At 69.9% G+C, this 21,608-nt stretch carries 20 protein-coding genes and 2 pseudogenes; 10 read left to right on the forward strand and 12 right to left on the reverse strand.

Translation table 11 applies throughout. The features are described 5' to 3' along the window. Positions 1 to 432 (reverse strand): NAD(P)-binding domain-containing protein (locus tag ACLZOT_RS25310; RefSeq protein WP_416971358.1); only part of this gene is annotated, 432 nt, incomplete at its 3' end. Between the two features lie 100 nt (positions 433 to 532). Continuing rightward, positions 533 to 1,903: an LCP family protein gene (locus tag ACLZOT_RS25315; protein WP_416971359.1), complete on the reverse strand. Its 1,371-nt coding sequence runs from the start codon at positions 1,901 to 1,903 to the stop codon at positions 533 to 535. 210 nt (positions 1,904 to 2,113) lie between these two features. Between ACLZOT_RS25315 and ACLZOT_RS25320 the strand changes: the two genes are divergently transcribed. Further along, positions 2,114 to 3,397 (forward strand): hypothetical protein, encoded by a 1,284-nt coding sequence (locus tag ACLZOT_RS25320; RefSeq protein WP_416971360.1) that lies wholly within the window; start codon positions 2,114 to 2,116, stop codon positions 3,395 to 3,397. 59 nt (positions 3,398 to 3,456) lie between these two features. Here the strand turns inward: ACLZOT_RS25320 and ACLZOT_RS25325 are convergent, their stop codons facing one another. Next, positions 3,457 to 5,121 (reverse strand): lysyl oxidase family protein, encoded by a 1,665-nt coding sequence (locus ACLZOT_RS25325; RefSeq protein ID WP_416971361.1) that lies wholly within the window; start codon positions 5,119 to 5,121, stop codon positions 3,457 to 3,459. A 262-nt stretch (positions 5,122 to 5,383) separates the two neighbouring features. Beyond that, a pseudogene (locus tag ACLZOT_RS25330) lies at positions 5,384 to 5,470 on the reverse strand (DUF6221 family protein); the annotation flags it as partial. 251 nt (positions 5,471 to 5,721) lie between these two features. Here ACLZOT_RS25330 and ACLZOT_RS25335 point away from each other — a divergent pair. After that, positions 5,722 to 6,189, forward strand: coding sequence for an NUDIX hydrolase (locus ACLZOT_RS25335; RefSeq protein WP_416971538.1), 468 nt, complete (start codon positions 5,722 to 5,724; stop codon positions 6,187 to 6,189). 26 nt (positions 6,190 to 6,215) lie between these two features. Here ACLZOT_RS25335 and ACLZOT_RS25340 read toward each other — a convergent pair whose 3' ends face one another. Beyond that, positions 6,216 to 6,530, reverse strand: a complete 315-nt coding sequence (locus ACLZOT_RS25340; RefSeq protein ID WP_416971362.1) for a hypothetical protein — start codon at positions 6,528 to 6,530, stop codon at positions 6,216 to 6,218. Between the two features lie 222 nt (positions 6,531 to 6,752). Between ACLZOT_RS25340 and ACLZOT_RS25345 the strand changes: the two genes are divergently transcribed. Further along, positions 6,753 to 7,724, forward strand: coding sequence for an aminoglycoside phosphotransferase family protein (locus ACLZOT_RS25345; RefSeq protein ID WP_416971363.1), 972 nt, complete (start codon positions 6,753 to 6,755; stop codon positions 7,722 to 7,724). Between the two features lie 93 nt (positions 7,725 to 7,817). Further along, positions 7,818 to 8,585: a DUF3800 domain-containing protein gene (locus ACLZOT_RS25350; RefSeq protein WP_416971364.1), complete on the forward strand. Its 768-nt coding sequence runs from the start codon at positions 7,818 to 7,820 to the stop codon at positions 8,583 to 8,585. Positions 8,586 to 8,819: 234 nt separating this feature from the next. On the opposite strand, the gene ACLZOT_RS25355 is transcribed toward ACLZOT_RS25350, so the two are convergent. Continuing rightward, on the reverse strand, positions 8,820 to 9,395 hold the full coding sequence (locus ACLZOT_RS25355; protein WP_416971365.1) for a TerD family protein: 576 nt from the start codon (positions 9,393 to 9,395) through the stop codon (positions 8,820 to 8,822). A 226-nt stretch (positions 9,396 to 9,621) separates the two neighbouring features. Between ACLZOT_RS25355 and arfB the strand changes: the two genes are divergently transcribed. Then, the gene (gene arfB, locus ACLZOT_RS25360; protein ID WP_416971366.1) at positions 9,622 to 10,047 is read left to right on the forward strand and encodes an alternative ribosome rescue aminoacyl-tRNA hydrolase ArfB; all 426 of its coding nucleotides are present in this window, start codon (positions 9,622 to 9,624) and stop codon (positions 10,045 to 10,047) included. Between the two features lie 119 nt (positions 10,048 to 10,166). Here arfB and ACLZOT_RS25365 read toward each other — a convergent pair. Continuing rightward, positions 10,167 to 10,644 (reverse strand): annotated as a pseudogene (locus tag ACLZOT_RS25365) (GNAT family N-acetyltransferase). Between the two features lie 56 nt (positions 10,645 to 10,700). Beyond that, a complete protein-coding gene (locus ACLZOT_RS25370) occupies positions 10,701 to 11,192 on the reverse strand; it encodes a flavin reductase family protein (protein ID WP_416971539.1) in 492 nt (163 codons plus the stop codon). 422 nt (positions 11,193 to 11,614) lie between these two features. On the opposite strand from ACLZOT_RS25370, the gene cdgB reads away from it, so the two are divergent. Both cdgB and ACLZOT_RS25380 read left to right on the forward strand, forming a co-directional pair. Then, a complete protein-coding gene (cdgB, locus tag ACLZOT_RS25375; RefSeq protein WP_416971367.1) occupies positions 11,615 to 13,276 on the forward strand; it encodes a diguanylate cyclase CdgB in 1,662 nt (553 codons plus the stop codon). A gap of 118 nt (positions 13,277 to 13,394) precedes the next feature. Then, entirely contained in the window at positions 13,395 to 14,360 is a 966-nt protein-coding gene (locus ACLZOT_RS25380; protein WP_416971368.1) for a carbohydrate-binding protein, read from the forward strand. Between the two features lie 67 nt (positions 14,361 to 14,427). Here ACLZOT_RS25380 and ACLZOT_RS25385 read toward each other — a convergent pair whose 3' ends face one another. The 3 genes from ACLZOT_RS25385 to ACLZOT_RS25395 form a co-directional block, all read right to left on the reverse strand. Further along, positions 14,428 to 15,357: a 1-phosphofructokinase family hexose kinase gene (locus tag ACLZOT_RS25385; RefSeq protein ID WP_416971369.1), complete on the reverse strand. Its 930-nt coding sequence runs from the start codon at positions 15,355 to 15,357 to the stop codon at positions 14,428 to 14,430. A gap of 87 nt (positions 15,358 to 15,444) precedes the next feature. Then, the gene (gene nagA / locus ACLZOT_RS25390; protein WP_416971370.1) at positions 15,445 to 16,638 is read right to left on the reverse strand and encodes an N-acetylglucosamine-6-phosphate deacetylase; all 1,194 of its coding nucleotides are present in this window, start codon (positions 16,636 to 16,638) and stop codon (positions 15,445 to 15,447) included. After that, complete coding sequence (locus ACLZOT_RS25395) at positions 16,635 to 17,576, reverse strand: ROK family protein (RefSeq protein ID WP_416971371.1); 942 nt, start codon at positions 17,574 to 17,576, stop codon at positions 16,635 to 16,637. Before ACLZOT_RS25395 ends, nagA begins: the two co-directional genes overlap by 4 nt. 140 nt (positions 17,577 to 17,716) lie before the next feature. On the opposite strand from ACLZOT_RS25395, the gene ACLZOT_RS25400 reads away from it, so the two are divergent. The 3 genes from ACLZOT_RS25400 to otsB all read left to right on the forward strand — a co-directional run bounded on the left by ACLZOT_RS25400 (position 17,717) and on the right by otsB (position 20,218). Beyond that, a complete protein-coding gene (locus tag ACLZOT_RS25400) occupies positions 17,717 to 18,943 on the forward strand; it encodes an ABC transporter substrate-binding protein (protein ID WP_416971540.1) in 1,227 nt (408 codons plus the stop codon). A 20-nt stretch (positions 18,944 to 18,963) separates the two neighbouring features. Beyond that, complete coding sequence (locus ACLZOT_RS25405; protein ID WP_416971372.1) at positions 18,964 to 19,197, forward strand: DUF3263 domain-containing protein; 234 nt, start codon at positions 18,964 to 18,966, stop codon at positions 19,195 to 19,197. Positions 19,198 to 19,414: 217 nt separating this feature from the next. Continuing rightward, positions 19,415 to 20,218: a trehalose-phosphatase gene (gene otsB, locus ACLZOT_RS25410; protein WP_416971373.1), complete on the forward strand. Its 804-nt coding sequence runs from the start codon at positions 19,415 to 19,417 to the stop codon at positions 20,216 to 20,218. On the opposite strand, the gene ACLZOT_RS25415 is transcribed toward otsB, so the two are convergent. Next, a complete protein-coding gene (locus ACLZOT_RS25415) occupies positions 20,194 to 21,567 on the reverse strand; it encodes an alpha,alpha-trehalose-phosphate synthase (UDP-forming) (protein ID WP_416971374.1) in 1,374 nt (457 codons plus the stop codon). The genes otsB and ACLZOT_RS25415 overlap by 25 nt on opposite strands. Positions 21,568 to 21,608: the final 41 nt, after the last annotated feature.

A 21,608-nucleotide genomic window follows, 5' to 3' on the forward strand; every position in this document is an offset into this window, starting at 1 on the left:
CGGCATGATCGACGGCCCGTGCAGCGCCCCCTCCTCACCCCCGGAGACGCCGACTCCCACGAAGTGGATGCCCTGTTGCCTGAGGGCGGCCTCCCGGCGGCGGGTGTCCGCGAAGTGCGCGTTCCCCCCGTCGATGATCATGTCGCCCGCCTCCAGCAACGGCGCGAACTCCTCGATCACCGCGTCCGTCGCCTCCCCCGCCTGCACCATCAGCATCAGACGCCGGGGCCGCTCCAGCGCCGCCACGAACTCCTCCGCCGACTCCGCCGCGACGAACGCCCCTTCGTGGCCGAACTCCTCGATGAGCGCACGGGTCCGCCCGGCGCTCCGGTTGTGGACGGCGACCGTGTAGCCGTGCCGCGCGAAGTTGCGGGCGAGGTTGCGGCCCATGACTCCGAGGCCGGTGACGCCGATCGATGCGGATGCGCTCATGTGTGGTACCTGTCCCCTGCGTGGAGTGGAGGTGAGTCCGTCACCGTCAAGTACGCACGTGGCGCGGCTCTTTCTCGATGCCGCTCCCTTTCCGGGCGCGTCAGTAGATGCCGTCGACCTTGAGATCCGGCCCGACGACGAGGTTCACGACCCCGGCGGTCGCCTCCGCGGACACCGTCGCCGTCACCTTCCCGCCGAGCCGCGTCATGAGGGCGCGCGCGCCGGTGTCGTCCGAGCCCTGGGCGTGCTGGACGGTCGTGGTGGTGACGTTCGAGGGCGCGTTGCCGGTGGCGACGACCGTGAAGCCGCTCAGCCGGAGCTTCTCCGCGACGTCGGAGGCCCGGCCGGGGATGCCCGTGCCGTTGAGGACGCGGACGCGCACCTGTGAGGCGTACACGAGGTTCTTCGTCTTCGCGGCGAGCGCGTCCTTCGTCGTCTCCTGGTCCTTGGCCAGTGCCGTGAACAGGTCGACGGCCTGCGGGTACTGCCAGGCGACGTTGGCCTTGTCCCTCGGAAAGTCCGCCTCGCGCGGGTAGTTGGGGACCGTGAGGAAGGCGAGCCGCTCGCTGGGGATGCCCTTCAGCTCGGACGCGAGCGCGTACAGCGGCTTGATGCCGGCCATCTCCTTGTCCGCGGTCAGCGATTTCGTCGCCGAGTTGAGGAAGCCGTACATCGAATCGGGGCTCGTCAGCTTGGACTTGGCCTTCTTCGTGAGGGCGTCCATGAACTCCTGCTGGCGGCCGATACGCCCGATGTCGGAGTTGTCGCCGACGCCGTAGCGCGCGCGGACGTAGCCGAGGGACGTCTCGCCGTCGATGGTCTGGCAGCCGGCCGGGAGGTTCAACTTGGCCTTGGGGGAGCGGATCGGCTCCTTCGGGCAGACCTCTATGCCGTCCAGCGCGTCCACCATGCCCTTGAAGCCGGAGAAGTCGATGGACATGAAGTGGTCGATGCGCAGACCGGTGTTCTCCTCGACGGTCTTGATCGAGCAGGCCGCCGCGCCCGCGACCTCACCGCTCGTGCCGCCCAGCGCGAACGCCTCGTTGATCTTGAAGTGGTGTTCCTTCGACTTGGTGCCGTCTCCCTTGTCACAGACGGGGATCCGCACCCACGAGTCGCGCGGGAACGACAGGACGGTCGCCCACTTGCGGTCCGCCGGGATGTGCAGGACGAGCAGCGTGTCCGACTGCATCGTCTTCAGGTTCTCGCTGCTGCCGTAGCCGGAGTTGGCGCCCTCACGGCTGTCCGAACCGACGATCATGATGTTCTTCGAGCCGGGGCTGAGGTTCTCCGGCCGGTCGCCGCCGAGCTTGTCGTCCACGTCGGCGGAGGTGATGTTGCCGTTCAACTGCTGGTAGATCCAGGTACCGGCCCCGGCGACCCCCAGCACGCCGACGCACAGGACACCGGCGCTCCAGGCCAGCACCCGACCGCGCCGCGTCAGGCGGACATCCGCCTTGCGCTTCCCCACGCCGTTCCTCCGCTCCCCCAGCTCGATCGGGGCTCCGTCTCCACCCGGCACGGACACCCCACACACAACAGACGACCCAGCCATCAGGTTTCGTTGCCCATCGGATGACCAATTCTTTTCCAGTACGTCCGATACCGCACATCCCGTTCAGCTCACCTGCCTCTTACGATGATCGACCGGCGTGCCACCGTGATCAACAGGGGGATTCAGATGAACACCGTCCGCTTCAGACAGTTCGGTACGTACGGCGCCGTCGCCGCGTCGCTCGTGCTCGCCGCCTCGGCGGTCGCGACGCCGGCCCAAGCCGACGTGCAGACCGACCAGTTGTGGATCAACGCGCCCTCGGACCGGCCGGTGACGGTCGCGCCCGCCTCGGGGGAGGCGCTCACCCAGACGATCCCGGTCGGCCTCTACCACGACAACAACAACTTCACCGTGACCGACGGCAAGTTGACCGTCGACGTCTCCGGACTCGCCGGTGTCGCCGAGGTGTTGTGGCCCGCGAACTGCGTCCCGACCGGGACGACGGCGGTGTGCGACGCCGGGGACGTCCCGATCCTGCGCGCCGGTTTCGTGCCCCAAGTGACCCTGAAGGTAAGGGCGTTGCCGGGCGCGGCGACCGGCGCCGCCGGCCGGATCACGTACGGCGCCGAGGCGACCGGCGGGCCCGACGGCACGCTCACCGCGCCGGCCGACTCCTTCGAGACGAACGTCACAGTCGGCACGGGGCCCGACCTGAGCGTCCCGACGCCCGCCGATCTCACGGGGGTTCAGCCCGGGACGACCGTCGACGCGCCGTTCAGCATCACCAACCACGGCGACCAGGCCGCGAACGGCTTCACCCTCCAGATGTGGACGTCGTACGGGCTCGACCTCGCGACGGCGTATCCGCAGTGCACGTCCGAGGACATCGACGGCTTCCTCGTCCACTACACCTGCGCGTTCGACACGGTCGTCCAGCCGGGCGAGACGGTCGGGCTCCCGCAGCCGCTGAAGGTCACCGTCGCGCCGCACGCCCTCGACGAGCGGTTCGACTTCTCCGTCGACACGGCGGCCGGGCAGACCGAGTTGCAGCCCTCCGACAACGGCACGGGCTGGCAGCTCCACGCGGACAGCACGGCGGACTTCGCGGTCTCCGGGACCTACGCGGGCGGGGCGGTCGGGGAGACCGTCGACCTCACCGCGCGGCTCACGGACAACGGGCCCGCCTGGGTCGCCAACATCCGCTCCGGCGACCCGGTGGCCGTCCTCGACGTGACGCTGCCCGCCGGGACCAGCGCGGTGAGTGTGCCGGACCGCTGCACGCCCCACGGCGCCGGGTACGCCTGCGAGTTGGGGATCATGATCAAGCCGGGGGAGAGTGCCGGGTTCCCGTTCACGGTCCGGGTCGACAGTGTCGTACCGGACGCGAAGGCGACGGTGTCGGCGCGGCCGTCGTACGGGACGGGCTTCTCGTTCGACCCGGACACGTCGAACAACTCGGCCGAGTTCTAAAGGCGGTTAGGGCAGTTGGGGCACCCCGGGGGGTTCAGGGTGCCCCAACCGGTCTTGTGTTACGGCGCGTTGATCAGGTCCACCGGCGGGACGCTGACCGTGCGCGCGCCCTCCTTGCCGCCGAGGGTGACCTTGCGCAGGGAGACGTTGTTCTTCAGGTTCGTCTCCTGGAGGCGGTGGGCGGGGTTCGCCATGACCTCGATGTAGTACGTGCCGTTGGGCAGGTCCGTGATGTCGAAGGACTGGCCCGGACGGTACTGGGTGTAGGTGTCACCGGAGCCGACGTCCAGCACCTCGCGCACGGAGATCGAGTTCTGCTGTCCACAGGCGGTGGACAAGTCCGTGTTGAACGGGTGCCAGTTGGCGTTCTTCACCGTGTAGTCGACGGCGTCCGTGTTGGCGAGGCAGAACGCCTCCTTGCCGCTGCGGACCTCCTTCGTGCGGTCCTCGCTCAGCAGGCGGTAGCTCGCGAAGTCCGTGAAGTGCCAGTGCTCGTGGCCGATGCGCGGGTCCCACTCCATCGTGCCGGCCGGGGTGTAGCCGACCTGCTTGCCGTTCGCGTCGTAGAAGTACTGGTAGGAGTCCATGAGTTCGGCACCCGGCTTGCGGAAGCCGTCCACGACGAGGGGGGCCGGACCGGCGTTCCACACGTTCGCGCTGAACGCGAGGTAGTCCTTGCCGGGTACGTCGCCGTCCTCGCCGTCCGTGATGGAGATGTCCCACGCCGGGAGCGAACGCAGGTCGGGCTTCGGGACGTTGGCGGGGGCGCCCGCCTTGCCGGTCGGCTTCGCGGCGTTCGCCTTCAGCGCGGGGGCGATGCGGGAGCCGTCCGTGTGGCCCTTGCCGTCGCCCAAGTGGTGGGCCTGGCCGCGGGCTTCGAGCGCGTGGGACAGCGCGGGCGGGGTCGGGGCGTCGGCGCCGCGCGGGCCGTAGTGGTGGTTCGCGCCCTCGGTCGTGCCCGTCGCCGCGTGGCCGCTGTGCTGGGAGCGCAGGCCGACGCCGCCCTCGCCCTTGATCTCGCGGACCGTCACCTTCACGGACGCCGTCTCGTTCGGGATGGCGAACAGGTCACGGTACTTCTTCGCGACGGAGACCTGCGCGGTGTACTCGCCGGCCGCGAGGTTCACGGGCCTGTCGTAGTCGACGGCCGAGGTGTTGGCCGCCCAGCCCTGCTCGACGCCCCAAATGGAGCCCAGCGTAAAGGGGTTGGTCGGGCAGCTCTGCGGATAGTGCGAGGTCGCCGGGGCGTCCGGGCGCAGCCGTCCCGACGCGTTGTTCGGACAGAACGTCCCCTTGCTGCTGGTGACGACCTTGCCCGCGGCGTCCTTCACCGACACCTCGACGAAGTCCGGCAGCCCCTTGAAGTCCTTGACGAGGCCCGCCGGGAGGTTCTTCGTCGTCACCTTCTTGCCGTCCCGCAGCACCTGCTGCGCGACGACCGGGTCCTTGTACGACTTGCGCGTCACCTTGAACTCCAGGGGCGCGTTGTCGACGGTGAGGTACGTCCCGAGGTCGAGGTAGACCCCCGACTCCCCCTCGTACTTGTCGAGCACCACGGACTTCGACGCGGCGACGAGCTTGAGCTGAGGCTGCCCGGGTTTCGCGGCGGGCGCGGCACCTGCCCCCGGCGCGGTGGCGGCCACCCCGGCCACCACCGCGAGCGCGGCCCCCGCGGCCAACGCCGCGCGCTTCTTCACTTGCTTGCGATCTTGCTGACTGGTCATCGGTTCCTCGTCTGTTCCTAGCCTGCGAGCGCCTGGTCATCGACGCCCGGACCGAACAACCCGCATCCCGAACCCCACCCCACGTACCACTGCGACGCGTCCCCACGCGCCCCTGAGATCGGACCCGGTCTGTGAGCACCCTGTGAGACAGGGTTTCGATGACCTCGGTTGCCTCACCCCTCAAGAAGGTCAAAAACTCAACTCCGCGATCACTAAAGGGTGTTGTCCGAACAGTCAAGGTTCATCCGGAGCCCGGGGGTGATCACCACCCCACCCGCCACTCCTCCCGGTACCCCGGATGCTCGTGATACGCCTGAGCCAGCATGCGCAACGCGAACCCCACCCCGCCCGCCGCGCATCCCCTTCCCTCATCCCCTCATACTCCCGAGCCAGCGCGTCGACCATGTCCAGCATCGGCAACTGACTGTCCAGCAGCGCATCACCCCCGAAGCGCTGGGCGACGTAGGCGTAGGCGTGGTTGTCCTCTTCATTGCGCGCACGAAGAAACGCGACGATCCCGTCCACTGCCCGATCCTCCCCCGCACCGCCGCCGCTACGCTCGGCACCCTGCCGCCACCCACCCTGAAGGGGCCGCCGCGCATGGGCCGGATCGAGTACTACAACGACCCCACCGCACCCGAGGCCAACACACTCATCCCCGCCAGCAACCTCCTCGTCGCCGACGACAGGGGCGCGATCCTCCTCCAGCGCCGCCGCGACACCGGGCAGTGGGCGCTTCCCGGCGGCGCCCAGGACATCGGCGAGACAGCGGCAGGGTGCGCCGTATGCGAATGCCTGGAGGAGACCGGCATCGTCGCCGAGATCACCGGTTTCCTCGGCGTCTACACCAACCCCCGCCACATCGTGGCGTACACCGACGGGGAGATCCGCCAGCAGTACGAGACCACGTACATCGGCCGCCCTGTCGGAGGCGAACCCACGGTCAACGACGAGGCCGACGGCGTACGTTTCGTCCTGCCCGCCGACCTCGACGCGTACGACATCCACCCCAGCATGCGGCAGCAGATCGGGGACTACCTCTCAGGTACGTACCCCTACCTCGGCTGAGCCCTGGGATTCATCGCCCGCGAGCGTCACGCGGGCGTTCTGAACGAGGCGGCGTCGAAGGGAGCGCCTTCGTACGTGTACGGATGGTCGACCCCCTCCGCCGCGAGCGCGGCAGCGCGTCGACGTTCCCACTGGAGCCGCAGCTCCCACGCGGACTCCGCCTGGGCGTGGCGGTCCGCCTGGAGACGGAAGATCTCCGCGGCGTCTTCTTTGGAGAGGAAGGTCCAGGGGCGGGACCAGGGGCTTACGGGTACTACGGGCTGGGGCGCCGGTACGGGGGCCGTAGACGGCTTGCGGCGCTTGCCCCGGCCGGGGAGGGTGAGAGCGAGCAGGGTGCGCAAGCATGCCGAAATGGCATGCGCGATAGAGTGGCGCATGGCGACAGTTCCTTCCAAGGCTATGTCGTCACGGCCTCGTCAGCAGAGTGTTAGAGCACTCTGAGTCCTGACGGGGCCACTTTTTGTGTTGTGATCCGCAACATAGCACCGTGATCGAATCGGTGGTGCGCGGATCCTGTGAAGATGTTCAGCCCGCCGAACGCCGGGGAGTGTTCTCATGTCCGCATGGACATGGCTGGAAAGGTAGACCGCGGGGACTACGGCATCGGCGTAACCCCCTGGGACGACGAGGCGTGGCGGGCCGAGGTCGTGGAGTGGGTGCGGGGAGTACTGGGGTACGACGCCCCCATGGGGGACGTACGCCTGCGCCCCTGGTCCGTGCTCGTGCGGTTCGGGGAGCTGTGGTTCAAGGCGAATCCCGAAGGGAGCCGTTTCGAGGCGGGGTTGGGGAAGGGGCTGGCTCGGTGGGTGCCGGGGAGGGTGATGAGGCCGGTCGCGGTGTGGGGTGAGCGGGGGTGGGGGTTGTGGCCCGACGGGGGAGTGGTGATGCGGGAGGGCGAGGGGGTGGGGGTGGCCGCGTGGGAGGAGATGGTGCGCCAGTACGCCCTGATGCAGCGGGAGTTGGCCGCCCACGCGGCGGAGATCGAGGCGCTGGGCGTCCCCTCGGCGCGGCCCGAGGACGTTCCCGCGCTCTTCGACCGCCTGGTCGAGGAGAACACGGTCCTGGACGACGCCGGCCGCGCCGAACTCCTCGACAGGCGCCCCGAGTTGACGGCCTGGTGCGAGGAGCTCGCGGCCACCGGGATCCCGGCCTCCCTCGACCACTCCGACCTCCAGGACGCCCAGGTCCTCACTCGTCCCCCGTACCACCGCTTCACCTACTTCGACTGGGGTGACGCCACCCTCGCCCACCCCTTCACCAGCCTCCTCGTCCCCACCCGGGTGGCCACCCGCCGCTACGGCCCCGACCTCGCCCCCCGCCTCCGCGCCGCGTACCTCGAAGCCTGGACGGACACGGGCCTTTCGACCCCCGAACTCCACCGCGCCGTCGACCTCGCGTGCCGGGTGGGCGCCGTGGGGAGGGCCGCCGCCTGGGGGCGGGTGTTCGCGACCGGGAACGGGATGCCGCGGGACAACGCGGAGGCGGCGGCTGCCTGGTTGAGTGAACTCTTCACGGAGGAAGCCGAAGTGTTCTAGGCACCCCGGCAAGAATGAGGAGTTCCGGGGCCCGAGTCCGGTATCACAGCGGTGATTTCCCCTGAATCCGGTAGCGACCATATATTCCGCTGGGTGTACTTCTGCTACGTCGACGATTCCGGCGCGGACCAAGGCCGCACCTTGACGGGCCTGCTGGTCCCGGAAGAGGGCTGGAGCGACCTGCTTCACCACTGGCTGGAGGGGCGCCGCAAGCTGCAAGAGACCTGGGGCGTTCCCAAGAACACCGAGTTGCACGCCGTGGACCTGGTGAAGGGACGCGGGCGGCCATGTGCCACGGAGAACCAGAACAAGAGCTTCGGCAGGCCGGCGAGGATCGCCGCTCACGACCTGATGCTCAGGCACCTCGCCAAGTGCGAGAGCGTCCGCGTTCTCACCGTCGCAGGTGGCACGTCGCGCATAGCCACGGTGTACCGGGCCTTCGTGAGCCACCTCGAAGTGTGGGCGCTTGAGGAGGAAACCCGCGTCGTGATCATGTGCGACGGCCAGTCCGGCCCCGACGAAGTGGAAGAGGTGGGCCAGGAGAAGGCACAGGACGTGTGGAGGCAGGCCATCCGCGGTGCCAAGCCCTACCGTGACGCTCACCGCAGTCTGCCGCTGGCCTCGCGCCGTGTGCTGGAAGACCCTGTCATGCAGGACAGCAGGTACAGCCAGCTCATCCAGGCTGCCGACCTGGTGGGGTACGCCGCTTTCCACCATCTGATGCTTGCGCGTCCGGAGGTGTGGCCCAAGATGACCGCGATGGGCTCCATGTCCAAGGCGTACAAGCGGCTCCGGCATCACTGGCTTCCCGGGTACGGAACCGACGGCGTCGTCTGGGTGGATGGCGACGCCTCGTCCTGAAACGCAGAAACCCCCGGCGAAAACCGGGGGCCTACGAGAGCAAGACCCCTTGAGCGCCCTCACTCGGACACATGGGACCTTGCAGGTAAAGGGTGCCAGAGCCGACCGCGAAGGGCAACAGCTTCAGGCGGCGGCAGTGCCGCAATCCGTTGGAAAACAACAGGTCAGGGCCGAAGGGGGCCCGGCCGCATCCAGCAGCCGGAGCCCCTTCGGTCACCTAGATCCTGATGGACCTCAGACGTTCACCCCGAAGTCCTGCGCGATCCCCGCGAGGCCCGACGCGTAGCCCTGGCCGACCGCGCGGAACTTCCACTCCGCGCCGTTGCGGTACAGCTCGCCGAAGACCATGGCGGTCTCGGTGGCGGCGTCCTCGGAGAGGTCGTAGCGGGCGATCTCCGCGCCGCCGGCCTGGTTGAGGATGCGGATGTACGCGTTGCGGACCTGGCCGAAGTTCTGCGAGCGGTTCTCCGCGTCGTAGATCGAGACCGGGAAGACGATCTTGTCGATGTCGGCGGGGAGGCCCGCGAGGTTGACCTGGATCTGCTCGTCGTCGCCGTCGCCCTCACCCGTGCGGTTGTCGCCCGTGTGGACGATCGTGCTGTCCGGGGTCTGCTTGTTGTTGAAGAAGACGAAGTGGGCGTCGGAGTAGACCTTGCCCGCCGGGTTGACCGCGATGGCGGAGGCGTCGAGGTCGAAGTCCGTTCCGGTGGTCGTACGGACGTCCCAGCCGAGGCCCACGGTGACGGCGGTCAGGCCCGGAGCCTCCTTGGTGAGCGAGACGTTGCCACCCTTGGACAGGCTTACAGCCATGGTTGGGAGTCCTTCCCTTGTTGTCGTACGTCGGTGCCGCATCCGGCTTGCTGTACGGCGTGAACCTACAGCTACCACGAAGAACGCCCCAGGGTGCCGCAAAGGTTCCCGGCCCCTTTACTTTCTTTACCCTTCGCCCGCCGGCCACCTCCCGGACACCCGCGCTCCGCGGGAACGCCCGGTAATTCGCGTGACTCCCGCCCCCGCCGCCCCCACCATGGAACGCATGTCCGGTCCCCACCTCATCCGAGGCTCCGTCTCCCTCCCGGAGGCCGAGCTGATCTGGCGTTTCTCGCGGTCGTCGGGACCGGGCGGCCAGCACGTCAACACGAGCGACACGCAAGTGGAACTCCGTTTCGACCTGGCCCGCACGGAATCGCTGCCGCCCGTCTGGAAAGAACGCGCGCTGGAGCGCCTCGCCGCCCGCCTCGTCGACGGCGTCGTCGTCGTCCGCGCCTCCGAGCACCGTTCGCAGTGGCGCAATCGCGAAGCCGCGGCCGTCCGCCTCGCGGCCCTCCTCGCGGAGGCCACCGCCCCACCGCCGAAGCCCCGCCGCGCCACCCGCATCCCCCGCGGCATCAACGAACGCCGCCTGCGGGAGAAGAAGGCCCGCGCGGAGACGAAGAAGGGCCGCTCGGGCCGGGACTGGTGAGGGACGGGTACGCCGCTGCCGGAGAGGTACGGGTACGGGGTACCGGAGAGGTACGGGTACGGGGTACCGGAGAGGTACGCCGGGCGGGGCACCCCAGCCGTCCCCGGGAGTCTCCACCCTCACCCCAACTCCAGTACCCCCACGACCTCTTCCTCCCCCGCGTCCCCCACCGTCTCCCCGTTCTTCCGGAACCCCAGGCCGAGATAGAACTCCTCGGGACCCAGCTCCCCGGTATGCCAGGTGACGTACATCTCACGTACCCCCCCGCCCCCGTAGCTCCTCCGCGACGGCCTCCACGGCGAACCGCCCGTAGCCCTTCCCCTGCTCCCCGGCGTCGATATTGAGCCGCCACAGGCCGGACCGCCGCAGCGACCCCCCGTCCTCCCGCCAGTCGACGTCGAGGAACGCCATCAGGAACCCGACGGCACGCTCCCCGTCGAGGATCAGCCGGGGCCAGGCGACCCGGGGATGCACATACGCCTCCGCCAGCGACTTCACGACCGGCGCGACGGCGAACTCCTGGTCCGGCCGCACGGCGACGCCGATCGCCTTCGTGAAATTGGCGGGCGTGATCTCTTCGAGTCGGGGTACGGGCATGACGGCACCCTAGGCCGACCCCTCGGGAGGCCGCGACGCGTTTCCCGCGCCGCCCCCTACCCCAGTTGCCGGTACCTACCCCGGAAGTACAACAACGGCCCGCCCTCCGCACTCGGCACGGAAGCCGAAAGGACTCGTCCGATCACCAACGTATGGTCCCCGGCGACCACCCGCCGCTCGGTCCGGCACTCCAGGTTCGCGAGCGCCCCGCCCACCATCGGCGCCCCGCTGAGCGTCCCTCTCAGGTACGGGATGTCCTCGAAGAGGAGCCGGTCGCTGAGCCGCCCCTTCATCGCGAAGCGCCCGGCGATGTGCCGCTGGCTCTCGGAGAGGACGGAGACGGCCCACAGGGGCTGTTCGTCGAGGAGGTCGTCCATCCGGGAGCCGCCGCGGAGGCTGACCATGACGAGGGGAGGGTCGAGGGAGACGGACATGAACGCGGTCGCGGTCATCCCGACATCCTCGGCGGGCGGCGCGGTGGGATCGTCGGCGTCCAGGGGCGGTTCCTGCGCGGTGACCAGCACCACACCACCGGCCAGCCGGGCCATCGCGGCCCGGAACTCGTCGTTGCTCACCCCCTCAGCATGCCCGGTGAGGGTGGGTACGGGGGCGGGGGAGAAGTTCGGCACAGTCAGGGACGCTAGTGTCCGCCCACGCCGGACACATCGGACTTCGGCCCGAGAGCGGTCGTACGACCAGGTCCTACGACCGACCCGAACTCAGCGGCCCCGGTGGAACCATCGACGTACAGTAAGCGTTCTCTGAACAGTCAGTAACACGTCTCGTGCCACTCTGGAAATTACAGAAACGCCGACCAATTGTTCACGTTTTGCTGTGACTTGAGTCACAAGGGACAAGAATTGTTGACCCTGTGTACCGAGTTGGCGGCGCGCTGTGATTCAGTGGCGGTGAAAAGGTACGCCGATGAACAACCCTTGATTCGCTGCGAAGTCTCGGGGGGAGGGCGAACATGGAGACCGAGTCGGAACCTTATGTCCGCCTCGCGTCCCTGCGGCAACTGCACCAGGCGATGGCCGACATGAACACGGCCCGCAGCCTGGCGGACACCTTGCAGACGGTCGCGGACGGAGTCGTGAACGCCCTCGGCTACGAGCTGGCGTGCGTCAACCTCGTACGGAACGACGGCCACCTCGTCGTCGCCGCCTTCGCCGGGAACCCGGCCGCGGAGGCGCTCATCACCGGCCGCGTCGGCTCCCGCGAGTCCTGGGAGCGCCGCCTCGCGATGGGCGAGCGGTGGGGAGACCTGGTCTTCATCCCGCACACCGAGGGTTGGGTACTGGACGACGATGACGTACCCCAGTGGTACACCGACGGCCCCCCGCCCCGCTTCGAGGACGAGTGGCACCCCTCGGACCGCCTCTTCGCCCCCATGTACACCCCACCCTCCCAGGGGGGTACGTGCGGCGAGCTGATCGGCGTCCTGTCGGTGGACCGCCCGCGCAACGGCCGGCTGCCGGGCGCCTGGGGCCGCGAAGCACTTCAGATGTACGCCTTCCAGGCGGCCATAGCGATCAGCAACGCCCGCCTGCGCTCCAACATCCAGCGCGCCCTGGTCCGCCTGGAGCGCGAGCAGCAGGCCCTCAGGGCGAGCGAGGAATCGTTCCGCGCCGCCTTCGAGTACGCCCCCTCGGGTATGGCCATCGCCGAACTGGGCGGCGAACAGCACGGCCGAATACTCCGGACGAACGACGCCCTGTGCCGTCTGCTGGGCCGCCCCGCCTCCGCGATGCGCCGCTACGCCTTCTCGGACCTCGCCCACCCCGAGGACATCGGCATCCTCCTGCGTACCTCCGCGGAGGGAGGCCGCGCGGAACTGAGACTGCGCCGCCGGGACGACACGTACATATGGGTGTCACTCCGTAACTCCGTGGTAGCAGACGCCGCCGACGGGCCGCGCTTCCTCCTCACCCATATCGAGGACATCGAGGACCGCAAGCGCCGCGAGCTCCAGCTCGCCCACCGCGCCTCCCACGACTCCCTCACCGGCCTCCCGAACGCCGCCGAGCTGCGCACCCGCCTCTCCGCCCGGATCTGCACCCGCCCGCAGCCCGCCCACCCCGCCGCGCTCGACGCGATGGACCGCACGTACGGCCCCGGCGCGCACGACGCGAACGGCTACGGCTTCGACTACCACCCCGCCCCCACCCCTGGGTATGACGGGTACGACCACGTGCACGTCGTCGCCCCCGACGAGGGCGTCCGCGACGACGGCACGAAGGGCCTCGCCGTCCTCTTCTGCGACCTCGACGGCTTCAAGTCGATCAACGACCGCTTCGGGCACAACGCGGGCGACGCCGTCCTCATCGAGGTCGCCCGGCGCCTGGGCCGGGCGGTCCGCGACGGCGACACGGTCGCGCGGCTCGGCGGCGACGAGTTCGTGATCCTCGCCGACGGCCTCGGCCGCGCCGACGCCACCGACCTCGCCGTACGCCTCAGGAACGAGATCATCCAGCCGATCCGCGCCGAGGGGCGGGCCGTGCGGGTGGGGGCCAGCTTCGGGATCGGGTGGGCACAGTGCGGCATGTCGGCGGACGAGGTGCTGAAGTCCGCTGACGAGCGGATGTACGTCGAGAAACGATCTCGTCCCAAACAGCACCGCCGGGCCGGATAAGCCGCAGGTCAGAGGGTTTGAGGGGCCGGACTCACCCGTTCGGCCCAATCGGAGCGGGTAGGCTCGCTCTCCTCACCACCCATGTTTACGGCCCCGCACCTGTTGAGGAGTTCGAGGGATGACGCCCGGCAACAACGGCGCGAGCACGCCGGAGGACGACGACCCGTTCGGCTACCTCTACGAGGACGGACAGGCCCGGGGAGCTCAGCCGCCGTCCGGGGGCTACGGCTACCCGAACTCGGTCAACCGGGTCCGCGCGGTCGGCGACCGCCGCCCCGCCGCGGCCCCGCAGCAGCAGACGGCCGCCTACGGCCAGGTACCCCAGCAGTACGGGCAACCCCCCCAACCTCAGCAGTACGGCGCCCCCCAGCAGCAGGGCGCGTACGGCCCCCCGCAGGGCCTCCACCAGGGACCGCCCCCGCAGCAGCCGCCGCGCGCCGGCAACCGGGGCGGCGGCGGTCGCGGCCCCAACACCAAGGGCCTCCTGATCGGCGCCGTGGCCGTCGTCCTCGCGGTCGTCGTCGGCATCGTCATCGCGGTGTCCCTCGGCGACAAGGACAAGGAGGCCGACGGCGGCACGACCCCGGCGCCCGAGGCGTCCACGTCGGCGAGCGCCTCGGAGGGCGGGTCCAGCAGCAGCCCGAAGGCCGAGGACGAGCTGCCCGGGACGACCGACGCGAAGGCGATGAAGCTGGACGGCGGAGCGACCACCGCCTCGGACATAAAGGGTTCGAAGTCCGGGACGTACGTCACCGGTCTCAACGCCGAGGGCGCCTCGGTCACCTGGACCGTCAACGGCATTCCGGAGAACGGGACTTACACCGTCTTCGCCCTCTTCAACGTGACGGGCGAGGATCAGGAGATGACCCTCTCCGTCAACGGCAAGCCCTTCGGCAGCAAGGTGAACTTCGGCAACTTCACCCACTCCACGGACCCCACCCGGGCCTGGACCAACACCTACGCCTGGCCGACCCTGACCAAGGGCACCAACACCATCACGATCTCCTGCCAGTCCGGCGACAAGTGCAACGTCCTGCTGGACCAGATGGCCCTGCGCAAGGGCCAGGTCAAGACCCTCGACTAAGGGCGCTCCTGATGGATCTCCGCGGCGTCGCGACGCCCGGCACCCCGAGAGCACGCACCGAAGCGCCCTAAGCCGCGCTGACCTCCCCCGTCACCGCCACCCGCCCCACCCACTCCTCGTACGCCCCCCGGTCGAACTCCCCCGCCCCCGGCGCCAGTACGGTCGCCATCGACAGGGCCACCGCCCGGGAGAGCCTCTGCGGCCAGGGGAGTTGGTCGAGGAGGCCGGAGAGGAGGCCGGCGGTGGCGGAGTCGCCGGCGCCGGTGGGGTTGCCGCGCAGGCGGGCCGGCGGGGTGGCGTGCCAGCGGCCCTCCGGGGTCATCGCGAGGAGGCCCTCGGGGCCCAGGGAGGCGATGATCGAGCGGGCGCCCCGGCGCCGCGCGTCCTGCGCCGCGCGCAACGGGTCGTGGGAGCCGGTGAGTTCGGCGAGTTCGTCGGCGTTCGGGGTGATGATGTCGGGCCGGGCCGCGACCCCGCGCCGCAGCGGCTCCCCGCTCGTGTCCAGCAGCACCGGCACCCCCGCCGTCCGCGCCGCCCGCACCAACCCCGCGTACGCGCCCACCGGTACGCCCTGCGGCAGGCTCCCGCACAGGGCAACTGCCGAGGCGGACAGCAGGAGTTGGCCGTACACCTCCAGGAACGCACCCCACTCGGCGGACGTGACGACCGGGCCCGGCTCGTTCAGCTGAGTCGTCTCACCTGTGTGCGTGTCCACGACCGCGACGGTCCTGCGGGTGTGCCCGGAGATCGGCACGAGCGCGTCCACCACCCCGGGAATCAGGGTGAGTTGGTCCTGTACGACCTTCCCCGTCGTACCGCCCGCGAAGCCCGTCGCCGTCACCTCGTGGCCGAGGGCGGCGAGGACGCGGGCGACGTTCAGGCCCTTGCCGCCCGGCCGTTCGAGAACGTCCGAGACGCGGTGGGTCGTATGCGGGCGCAGCCCCTTCACGCGGTAGGTGATGTCGAGCGCGGTGTTGAGCGTGACCGTGAGGATCACCAGCCTCGACCTCCCCTCGTCGGCGCTTACGGCATCCTTCCAAAGGTCAGATCATGCCAAAGGGTCAGCGCCCTGGGGCTGCCGATTTCACGCCAGTTCAGGTGTAGTTACCCAACTGCCGTGCCGCATCACGCCCTTGAGGTCGAAGTTCTCGTCCAGGACGAGGAGGTCGGCCAGCTTGCCGGGCTCCAGGGAGCCGATCTCACCCCAACGGCCCAGCAGGCGGGCCGGGTTGACGCACAGTGCCTGTACGGCGTCCTCGATCCGGATGCCGTCGACCGTCACCGCCCGCTTGAACGCGCGGTCCAGCGTCAGCGTCGACCCCGCGATAGCGCCGCCCTCCACCAACCGCGCGACGCCGCCTGCGACTTCGACCTCCAGCGGGCCCAGCAGGTACCTGCCGTCGCCGATGCCGGCCGCGTCCATCGCGTCCGTGATGAACGCGACGCGCTCCGCGCCGGCCAGCCGGAACGCCAACTCCAGGGCGGCGGGGTGCAGATGGGTGCCGTCGTTGATCAACTCGACGGTGACACGGGGGTCTTCGAGCAGCGCGGCGACCGGGCCGGGGGCCCGGTGGCCCAGTGGGGGCATCGCGTTGAACAGGTGCGTCGCCACCGTCGCGCCCGCCTCGATCGCCTCCCTCGTCTGCTCGTACGTCGCGTCCGTGTGGCCGATCGCCGCGATCACCCCGTGCTCCGTGAGAAGCCTCACCGAGTCGATTCCGCCGGGGAGTTCGGTGGCCAGCGTCAGCATCGTGGCGTGGCCCCGCGCCGCGTCGATCAGCTTCCGTACGTCCGCCGGGTCCGGGTGCCTCAGCAGAGCCTCGGAGTGGGCGCCCTTGCGGCACGGGGAGATGAACGGGCCCTCGAAGTGGATGCCGGCGATCTCTCCGTCCTCGGCGAACTCGCTGAGCAGGCCCGCCTGTCGGGCGAGGACGTCCAGGTCGTTCGTCACGGTGGAGGCGACGAGGGTGGTGGTGCCGTGGGTGCGGTGCGTTTGGAGGGCGGTCTGTACGTCGTCGGCGGTGCCGGAGAAGGAGGCTCCGCCTCCGCCGTGGTTGTGGAGGTCGACGAAGCCGGGGATGAGGTAGTGGCCGGTGAGGTCGATGCGGTGGGCGGTCTGGGGGGCCTCGGAGGTGATGTGCTTGCCGTCAACGGCGATGTCCTGGACGGAAGTTCCTGAGGGGAGGACTGTTGTTGCGCCGGTGAGGAGCGTTGTCGGGTGCGGGTTCGTCGTGGTTGTTCGCGCAGTTCCCCGCGCCCCTGAGTGAGCTGCCCTCACGGCGTTTCCTCCATACCGGCCGATTCCTTGAGAAGATCCCACGCCATCAGGCCAGCTCCTAGGCAGCCCGCCGTGTCACCCAGGGCCGCCGGGACCAGAGCCGGGGTGTGTTGGAACGTCACTCGATCTTGGATCGCCTTCCGTAGCGGGGTGAAGAGGGTCTCCCCCGACTCCGCCAATCCGCCCCCGATCACGATCCTCGTCGGGTCCAGGAGGGTCAGGGCCGTCAGCAGGCCGTCCGCGAGGGTCGTCACCGCCTGCTGCCAGACCTCCACCGCCCTCACGTCCCCCGCCTCCACCGCCTTCGCGCAGTCCGCCGCGTCCGCCGTGGGCTCGCCCGACGCGCGGGCCCATGCCTCCGACACCGCCGCCGCCGACGCGTACCGCTCCAGGCAGCCCCGCTGTCCGCAGGGGCAGGGGATGCCGCCGGGGCGTACGACGATGTGGCCGATCTCGCCGGCGGAGCCGTGGGCGCCGGGGTCGATGCCCGTGGGGGTGCCGATCGCGCCCGCGATGCCGGTGCCGAGGGCGAGGAAGAGGAAGCGGGGGGTGTCGCGGGCGGCGCCGAGGCGGCCCTCCGCGAGGCCGCCCGTGCGGACGTCGTGCCCTAGCGCCGCAGGGGTACCGGTACGGGTCGCCAGGAGGTCGCGCAGGGGGGCGTCGCGCCAGCCGAGGTTCGCGGCGTAGACGGCTACCCCTGAGGTCTCATCGATGATGCCGGGGACCGCGAGGCCCGAGGCGAGCGCCGGTTCACCCAGGTGGCGTACCCCGTACGACCGGAGGTCCGCCGCGAAGTCGAGGATGCCGCCGATCACCGCCTCGGCGCCCCGCTCGCGGGCCGTGGGCCTGCGGTCGCGGTGCAGCAGCGCGCCGTCCGCGCCGACCAGGGCACCCTTCATCGCGGTGCCGCCCACGTCGAGGGCGATGACATGTCTCACGGAGAACAGTGTGGCCGAGGACCCGGGAGAGGTCTAGTCCACTGGGGTGGTGTAGACCTTGATCCGACTATCGGACAACGTGTATGGAGCAGACAACAGTGGTGCAGCGGGGTTGGGTCGGGGGCGTGGTCGCGTTGGGGATGACCGTGAGTATCGGGGGGTGCGGGGTACTCGGGAGTGACTCCGGAAAGGTGACCCTGAGACTCGTCGCCGCGGACTATGGGGACAGCGCGGCCAACAGCTCCACCAAGTACTGGGCCAAGCTCACCAAGGCGTACGAGGAGAAGAACCCCGACGTCGACGTCCAGGTCAGCGTGTACTCCTGGAACGACGTCGACAGCAAGGTCAAGTCCATGGTCGACGCCGGGAACGCGCCCGACATGGCGCAGATCGGGTCGTACGCCGACTACGCCGCCCGTGAACTCCTCTACAAGGCCGGCGACCTGCTCTCCATCCCCACCCAGGCCGACTTCGTCTCCCAGCTCGGCAGCGCGGGCAAGGTGCACGGGCAGCAGTACGGGATGCCCTTCGCGGCCTCCACCCGGCTCCTCTTCTACAACAAGGGCCTCTTCGCCAAGGCCGGCATCACCGCGCCGCCCACGACCTGGGACGAACTCGCCGGTGCCGCCGCCAAGTTGAAGGACGCGGGGGTGGACTACCCGTACGCCCTGCCCCTCGGGCCCGAGGAGGCGCAGGCCGAGGCCATGCAGTGGATGCTCAGCGGGGGCGGGGGGTACACCTCCACCGCCGGGACCTACAGCCTCGACTCCACCGAGAACGTCCGGACGTTCACCTGGCTCAAGGACAAACTCGTCGACAAGGGCCTCACGGGGCCCGTCGCGCCCGCCAAGCTGAATCGTGCCACCGCGTTCTCCTCCTTCGCCGCCGGTGATGTGGGCATGCTCATCGGGCATCCCTCGCTGATGAAGACGGCCCGGGACAAGGGGGTCCAGTACGGCATGGTCCCCATGCCCGGGAAGGCCGGGGTGCGGCCGCTCACGATGGGTGTCGCCGACTGGATGACCGCGTTCAAACAGCACGGGCACCGGGCCGAGATCGGCAAGTTCCTCGACTTCGTGTACGACGAGGACAACGTGCTCGCGTTCTCCCGTGAGTACGACCTGCTGCCGGTGACCTCCTCCGCGTCCGAGGTGATGAGCACGGCGCCCGAGGACCGCGACCTCGAACCCTTCCTGGAGCAGCTGCCCCTCTCTGAGCTGTACCCCGTGGGTCGTACCTCCTGGGCCACCGTCGCGGCGTCCATCAAGAAGGGGATCGGTACGGCGGTGGCGCCCGGGGTACGTCCCGACGACGTGCTGCGCGGGCTGGAGACCGAGGCGCTGGCCGCGGAGAGCGGCTTGTCGTAACCGGGTACTACTGTCGGGGTATGCCAGATACCGAGCTGGGCCGGCGGGAACGTGACGTCCTGGCGCTGGAGCGCCGCACGTTCCCCAGCCCCGGCATAAAGGAACGCGCGATCCGCGAGGACCTGGGCATGTCCCCCGTCCACTACTACCAACTCCTCAACGCACTGCTGGACGACCCCAGGGCCTTGGCCGCGGATCCGGTGACGGTGAACCGCCTGCGGAGGGTTCGGGAGGGGCGGCGGGAGGAGCGGTAGGGGGTGGGGGGTACGGGAGGACTACGGGCTGCGGGTGGGATGTGGCTGATCGCGCAGTTCCCCGCGCCCCTTAAAAGCAACCAGTCACCCGGCGCATTAGCCCCACGGATCTGCACCCGAAGTCTTTTAGGGGCGCGGGGCTGTATCTGATAGCGGCTCCGCCGCAGGGCGCGACCGGCCCCCACCAACCCGCACCCGACCCTCTACTGTCGACCCCATGGGTACCCACCTCACCCCCCTGGCCCGCCAAGCCCTCGCCACCCTCCGCACCCACCCCTCCCGCACCCTCCTCGCCTTCGACTTCGACGGCACCCTCGCCCCCATCGTCGAGGACCCGGAGAAGTCCCGCCCCTACCCCGGCGCCACAGAAGCCCTCGCCGCCCTCGCGGAGAGGGGTGCGCGTATCGCCGTCATCACCGGCCGCCCCGCCGAAGTGGCCGTCCGCTACGGGCAGTTCGAGGGTGTCGAGGGGATGACGGTCCTCGGCCACTACGGCGCCGAGCGCTGGGACCAGGCCACGAAGACGGTCACCGCCCCGCCCCCGCCCCCCGCCCTGGACGCCGTACGCGCCGAACTCCCCGGCATTCTGGGGGCAATGGACGTGTGGGTGGAGGAGAAGGGCCGGGCCGTCGCCGTGCACACCCGGCGTGCGAAGGACCCGCAGGGCCTGTGGGAAGCCCTGCGGCAGCCGATCGCCGAACTCGCCGCCCGGCACGGCCTGATCGTCGAACCGGGCCGGCTCGTGCTGGAGATCAGGCCGGCCGGGATGGACAAGGGGGCGGCACTCCACAGCCTCGTCGAGGAGACCGGCGTGACGGCGGTGCTGTACGCCGGGGACGACCTGGGCGACCTGCCCGCTTTCGACGCCGTGGACGCTCTCCGCGAGGCCGGCACCCCCGGCGTCCTCGTCTGTAGCGGCAGCGAGGAGGTGACCGCCCTCAGGGACAGGGCCGACCTGGTCGTGGCCGGTCCCCCCGGAGTCGTAGAACTTCTGGGTCAGCTGGTCAACGACGTCAGCTGATCCAGGAACCACTGCGTCGGCGGCAGCGCGGTGGCCGCCGCCGCGAGCCGCTTCGTCCGCTCCGCCCGCTCCTCACGCGGCATGGAGAGCGCCTCGTGGAGAGCTGCGGAGGTCTCCAGGATGTCGTACGGATTGACGGTGATCGCGTCGTCGCGCAGCTCCCAGTACGCCCCCGCCTCCCGCGAGAGGACCAGGGCGCACCCCTCGTCGGAGACGACGGGCACCTCCTTGGCGACGAGGTTCATGCCGTCCCGGACGGGGTTGACGAGGGCGACGTCGGCGAGCCGGTACGCCGCGAGGGACCGGGCGAAGTCATCCTTGAGATGGAGCAGTACGGGGGTCCAAGTCGCCGTCCCGTAGACGGAGTTGATCTCGGCGGCGACCCGCTGGACCTCGTCCATGTAGTCCCGGTACACCTTGAGGTCCTGCCGGGAGGGGTACGCGAAAGCCACGTGGACCACGCGGTTACGCCATTCGGGGCGGGTATCCAGCAGGTGCCGGTAAGCCAGTAGCCCCCGCACGATGTTCTTGGACAGCTCGGTCCGGTCGACGCGGACGACGGCGAGCCGCCCCTCCCCGATCTCCTCGCGCAGGGAGACGACCCGGTCCCGTACGTCGGCCTGGTCCGCGCGCTCGCGCAGGAAGTCCGCGTCGGCGCCGAGGGGATGCACCCCGATCCCGGTCGACCCGGTCCCGTCGGGACAGCACGCGGCGAACGCGTCGGCCCACCGCCGGGTGAGGAACCCGAGCCGGTCGGCGGCGAGCATGCTGGTCAGGAGTTGCGTACGGATGTCGTCGGGCAGCAGCGCGAAGTAGTCCGGCGGGGCCCACGGCGTGTGCGAGAAGTGCCCGATCCGCAGGTCGGGCCGCAGCGCGCGCAGCATCCCGGGCACGAGGCACAGGTGGTAGTCCTGCACGAGTACGGCCGCCCCCTCGGCGGCCCCCTCCGCGAGCGCCTCGGCGAACGCGAGGTTGTACGCCTCGTACGACGCCCACTGCCGCCGGAACTCCGCGTCGAACACGGGCTCCAGCGGCGTCTGGTACAGCATGTGGTGCACGAACCAGAGCACGGAGTTGGCGACCCCGTTGTACGCGTCGGCGTGCACGTCGGCCGGGATGTCGAGCATCCGCGTCCCGGGCTCGCCCACACCCCGCCGTACGGCTTCGCGGTCGCCGTCGGACAGGGCGCTGCACACCCACAGCGCGCCGGAGTCCGGGTCGATCGCGGAGAGCCCGGAGACGACACCGCCGCCACCGCGCTTGGCGTGGAGCGTGCCGTCGTCGCCGACGGAGTAGGAGACGGGGCCCCGGTTGGAGGCGACGAGCACACGCGAAGCACCGAACGTCATACGCCTGAACCTAGCCAGGCGCCGCGCTGCTCAAACGTTCG

This window comes from Streptomyces sp. 4F14 (assembly GCF_048159485.1).
GTDB lineage: Bacteria > Actinomycetota > Actinomycetes > Streptomycetales > Streptomycetaceae > Streptomyces.

Excerpts from the sequence above, each read along its gene's own strand:
- ACLZOT_RS25320 (WP_416971360.1), top strand. The coding sequence starts at position 2,114 with ATGAACACCGTCCGCTTCAGACAGTTCGGTACGTACGGCGCCGTCGCC.
- ACLZOT_RS25325 (WP_416971361.1), bottom strand. The coding sequence starts at position 5,121 with ATGACCAGTCAGCAAGATCGCAAGCAAGTGAAGAAGCGCGCGGCGTTG.
- ACLZOT_RS25335 (WP_416971538.1), top strand. The coding sequence starts at position 5,722 with ATGGGCCGGATCGAGTACTACAACGACCCCACCGCACCCGAGGCCAAC.
- ACLZOT_RS25345 (WP_416971363.1), top strand. The coding sequence starts at position 6,753 with ATGGACATGGCTGGAAAGGTAGACCGCGGGGACTACGGCATCGGCGTA.
- ACLZOT_RS25355 (WP_416971365.1), bottom strand. The coding sequence starts at position 9,395 with ATGGCTGTAAGCCTGTCCAAGGGTGGCAACGTCTCGCTCACCAAGGAG.
- arfB (WP_416971366.1), top strand. The coding sequence starts at position 9,622 with ATGTCCGGTCCCCACCTCATCCGAGGCTCCGTCTCCCTCCCGGAGGCC.
- ACLZOT_RS25370 (WP_416971539.1), bottom strand. The coding sequence starts at position 11,192 with ATGGCCCGGCTGGCCGGTGGTGTGGTGCTGGTCACCGCGCAGGAACCG.
- cdgB (WP_416971367.1), top strand. The coding sequence starts at position 11,615 with ATGGAGACCGAGTCGGAACCTTATGTCCGCCTCGCGTCCCTGCGGCAA.
- ACLZOT_RS25380 (WP_416971368.1), top strand. The coding sequence starts at position 13,395 with ATGACGCCCGGCAACAACGGCGCGAGCACGCCGGAGGACGACGACCCG.
- ACLZOT_RS25400 (WP_416971540.1), top strand. The coding sequence starts at position 17,717 with ATGACCGTGAGTATCGGGGGGTGCGGGGTACTCGGGAGTGACTCCGGA.
- ACLZOT_RS25405 (WP_416971372.1), top strand. The coding sequence starts at position 18,964 with ATGCCAGATACCGAGCTGGGCCGGCGGGAACGTGACGTCCTGGCGCTG.
- otsB (WP_416971373.1), top strand. The coding sequence starts at position 19,415 with ATGGGTACCCACCTCACCCCCCTGGCCCGCCAAGCCCTCGCCACCCTC.
- ACLZOT_RS25415 (WP_416971374.1), bottom strand. The coding sequence starts at position 21,567 with ATGACGTTCGGTGCTTCGCGTGTGCTCGTCGCCTCCAACCGGGGCCCC.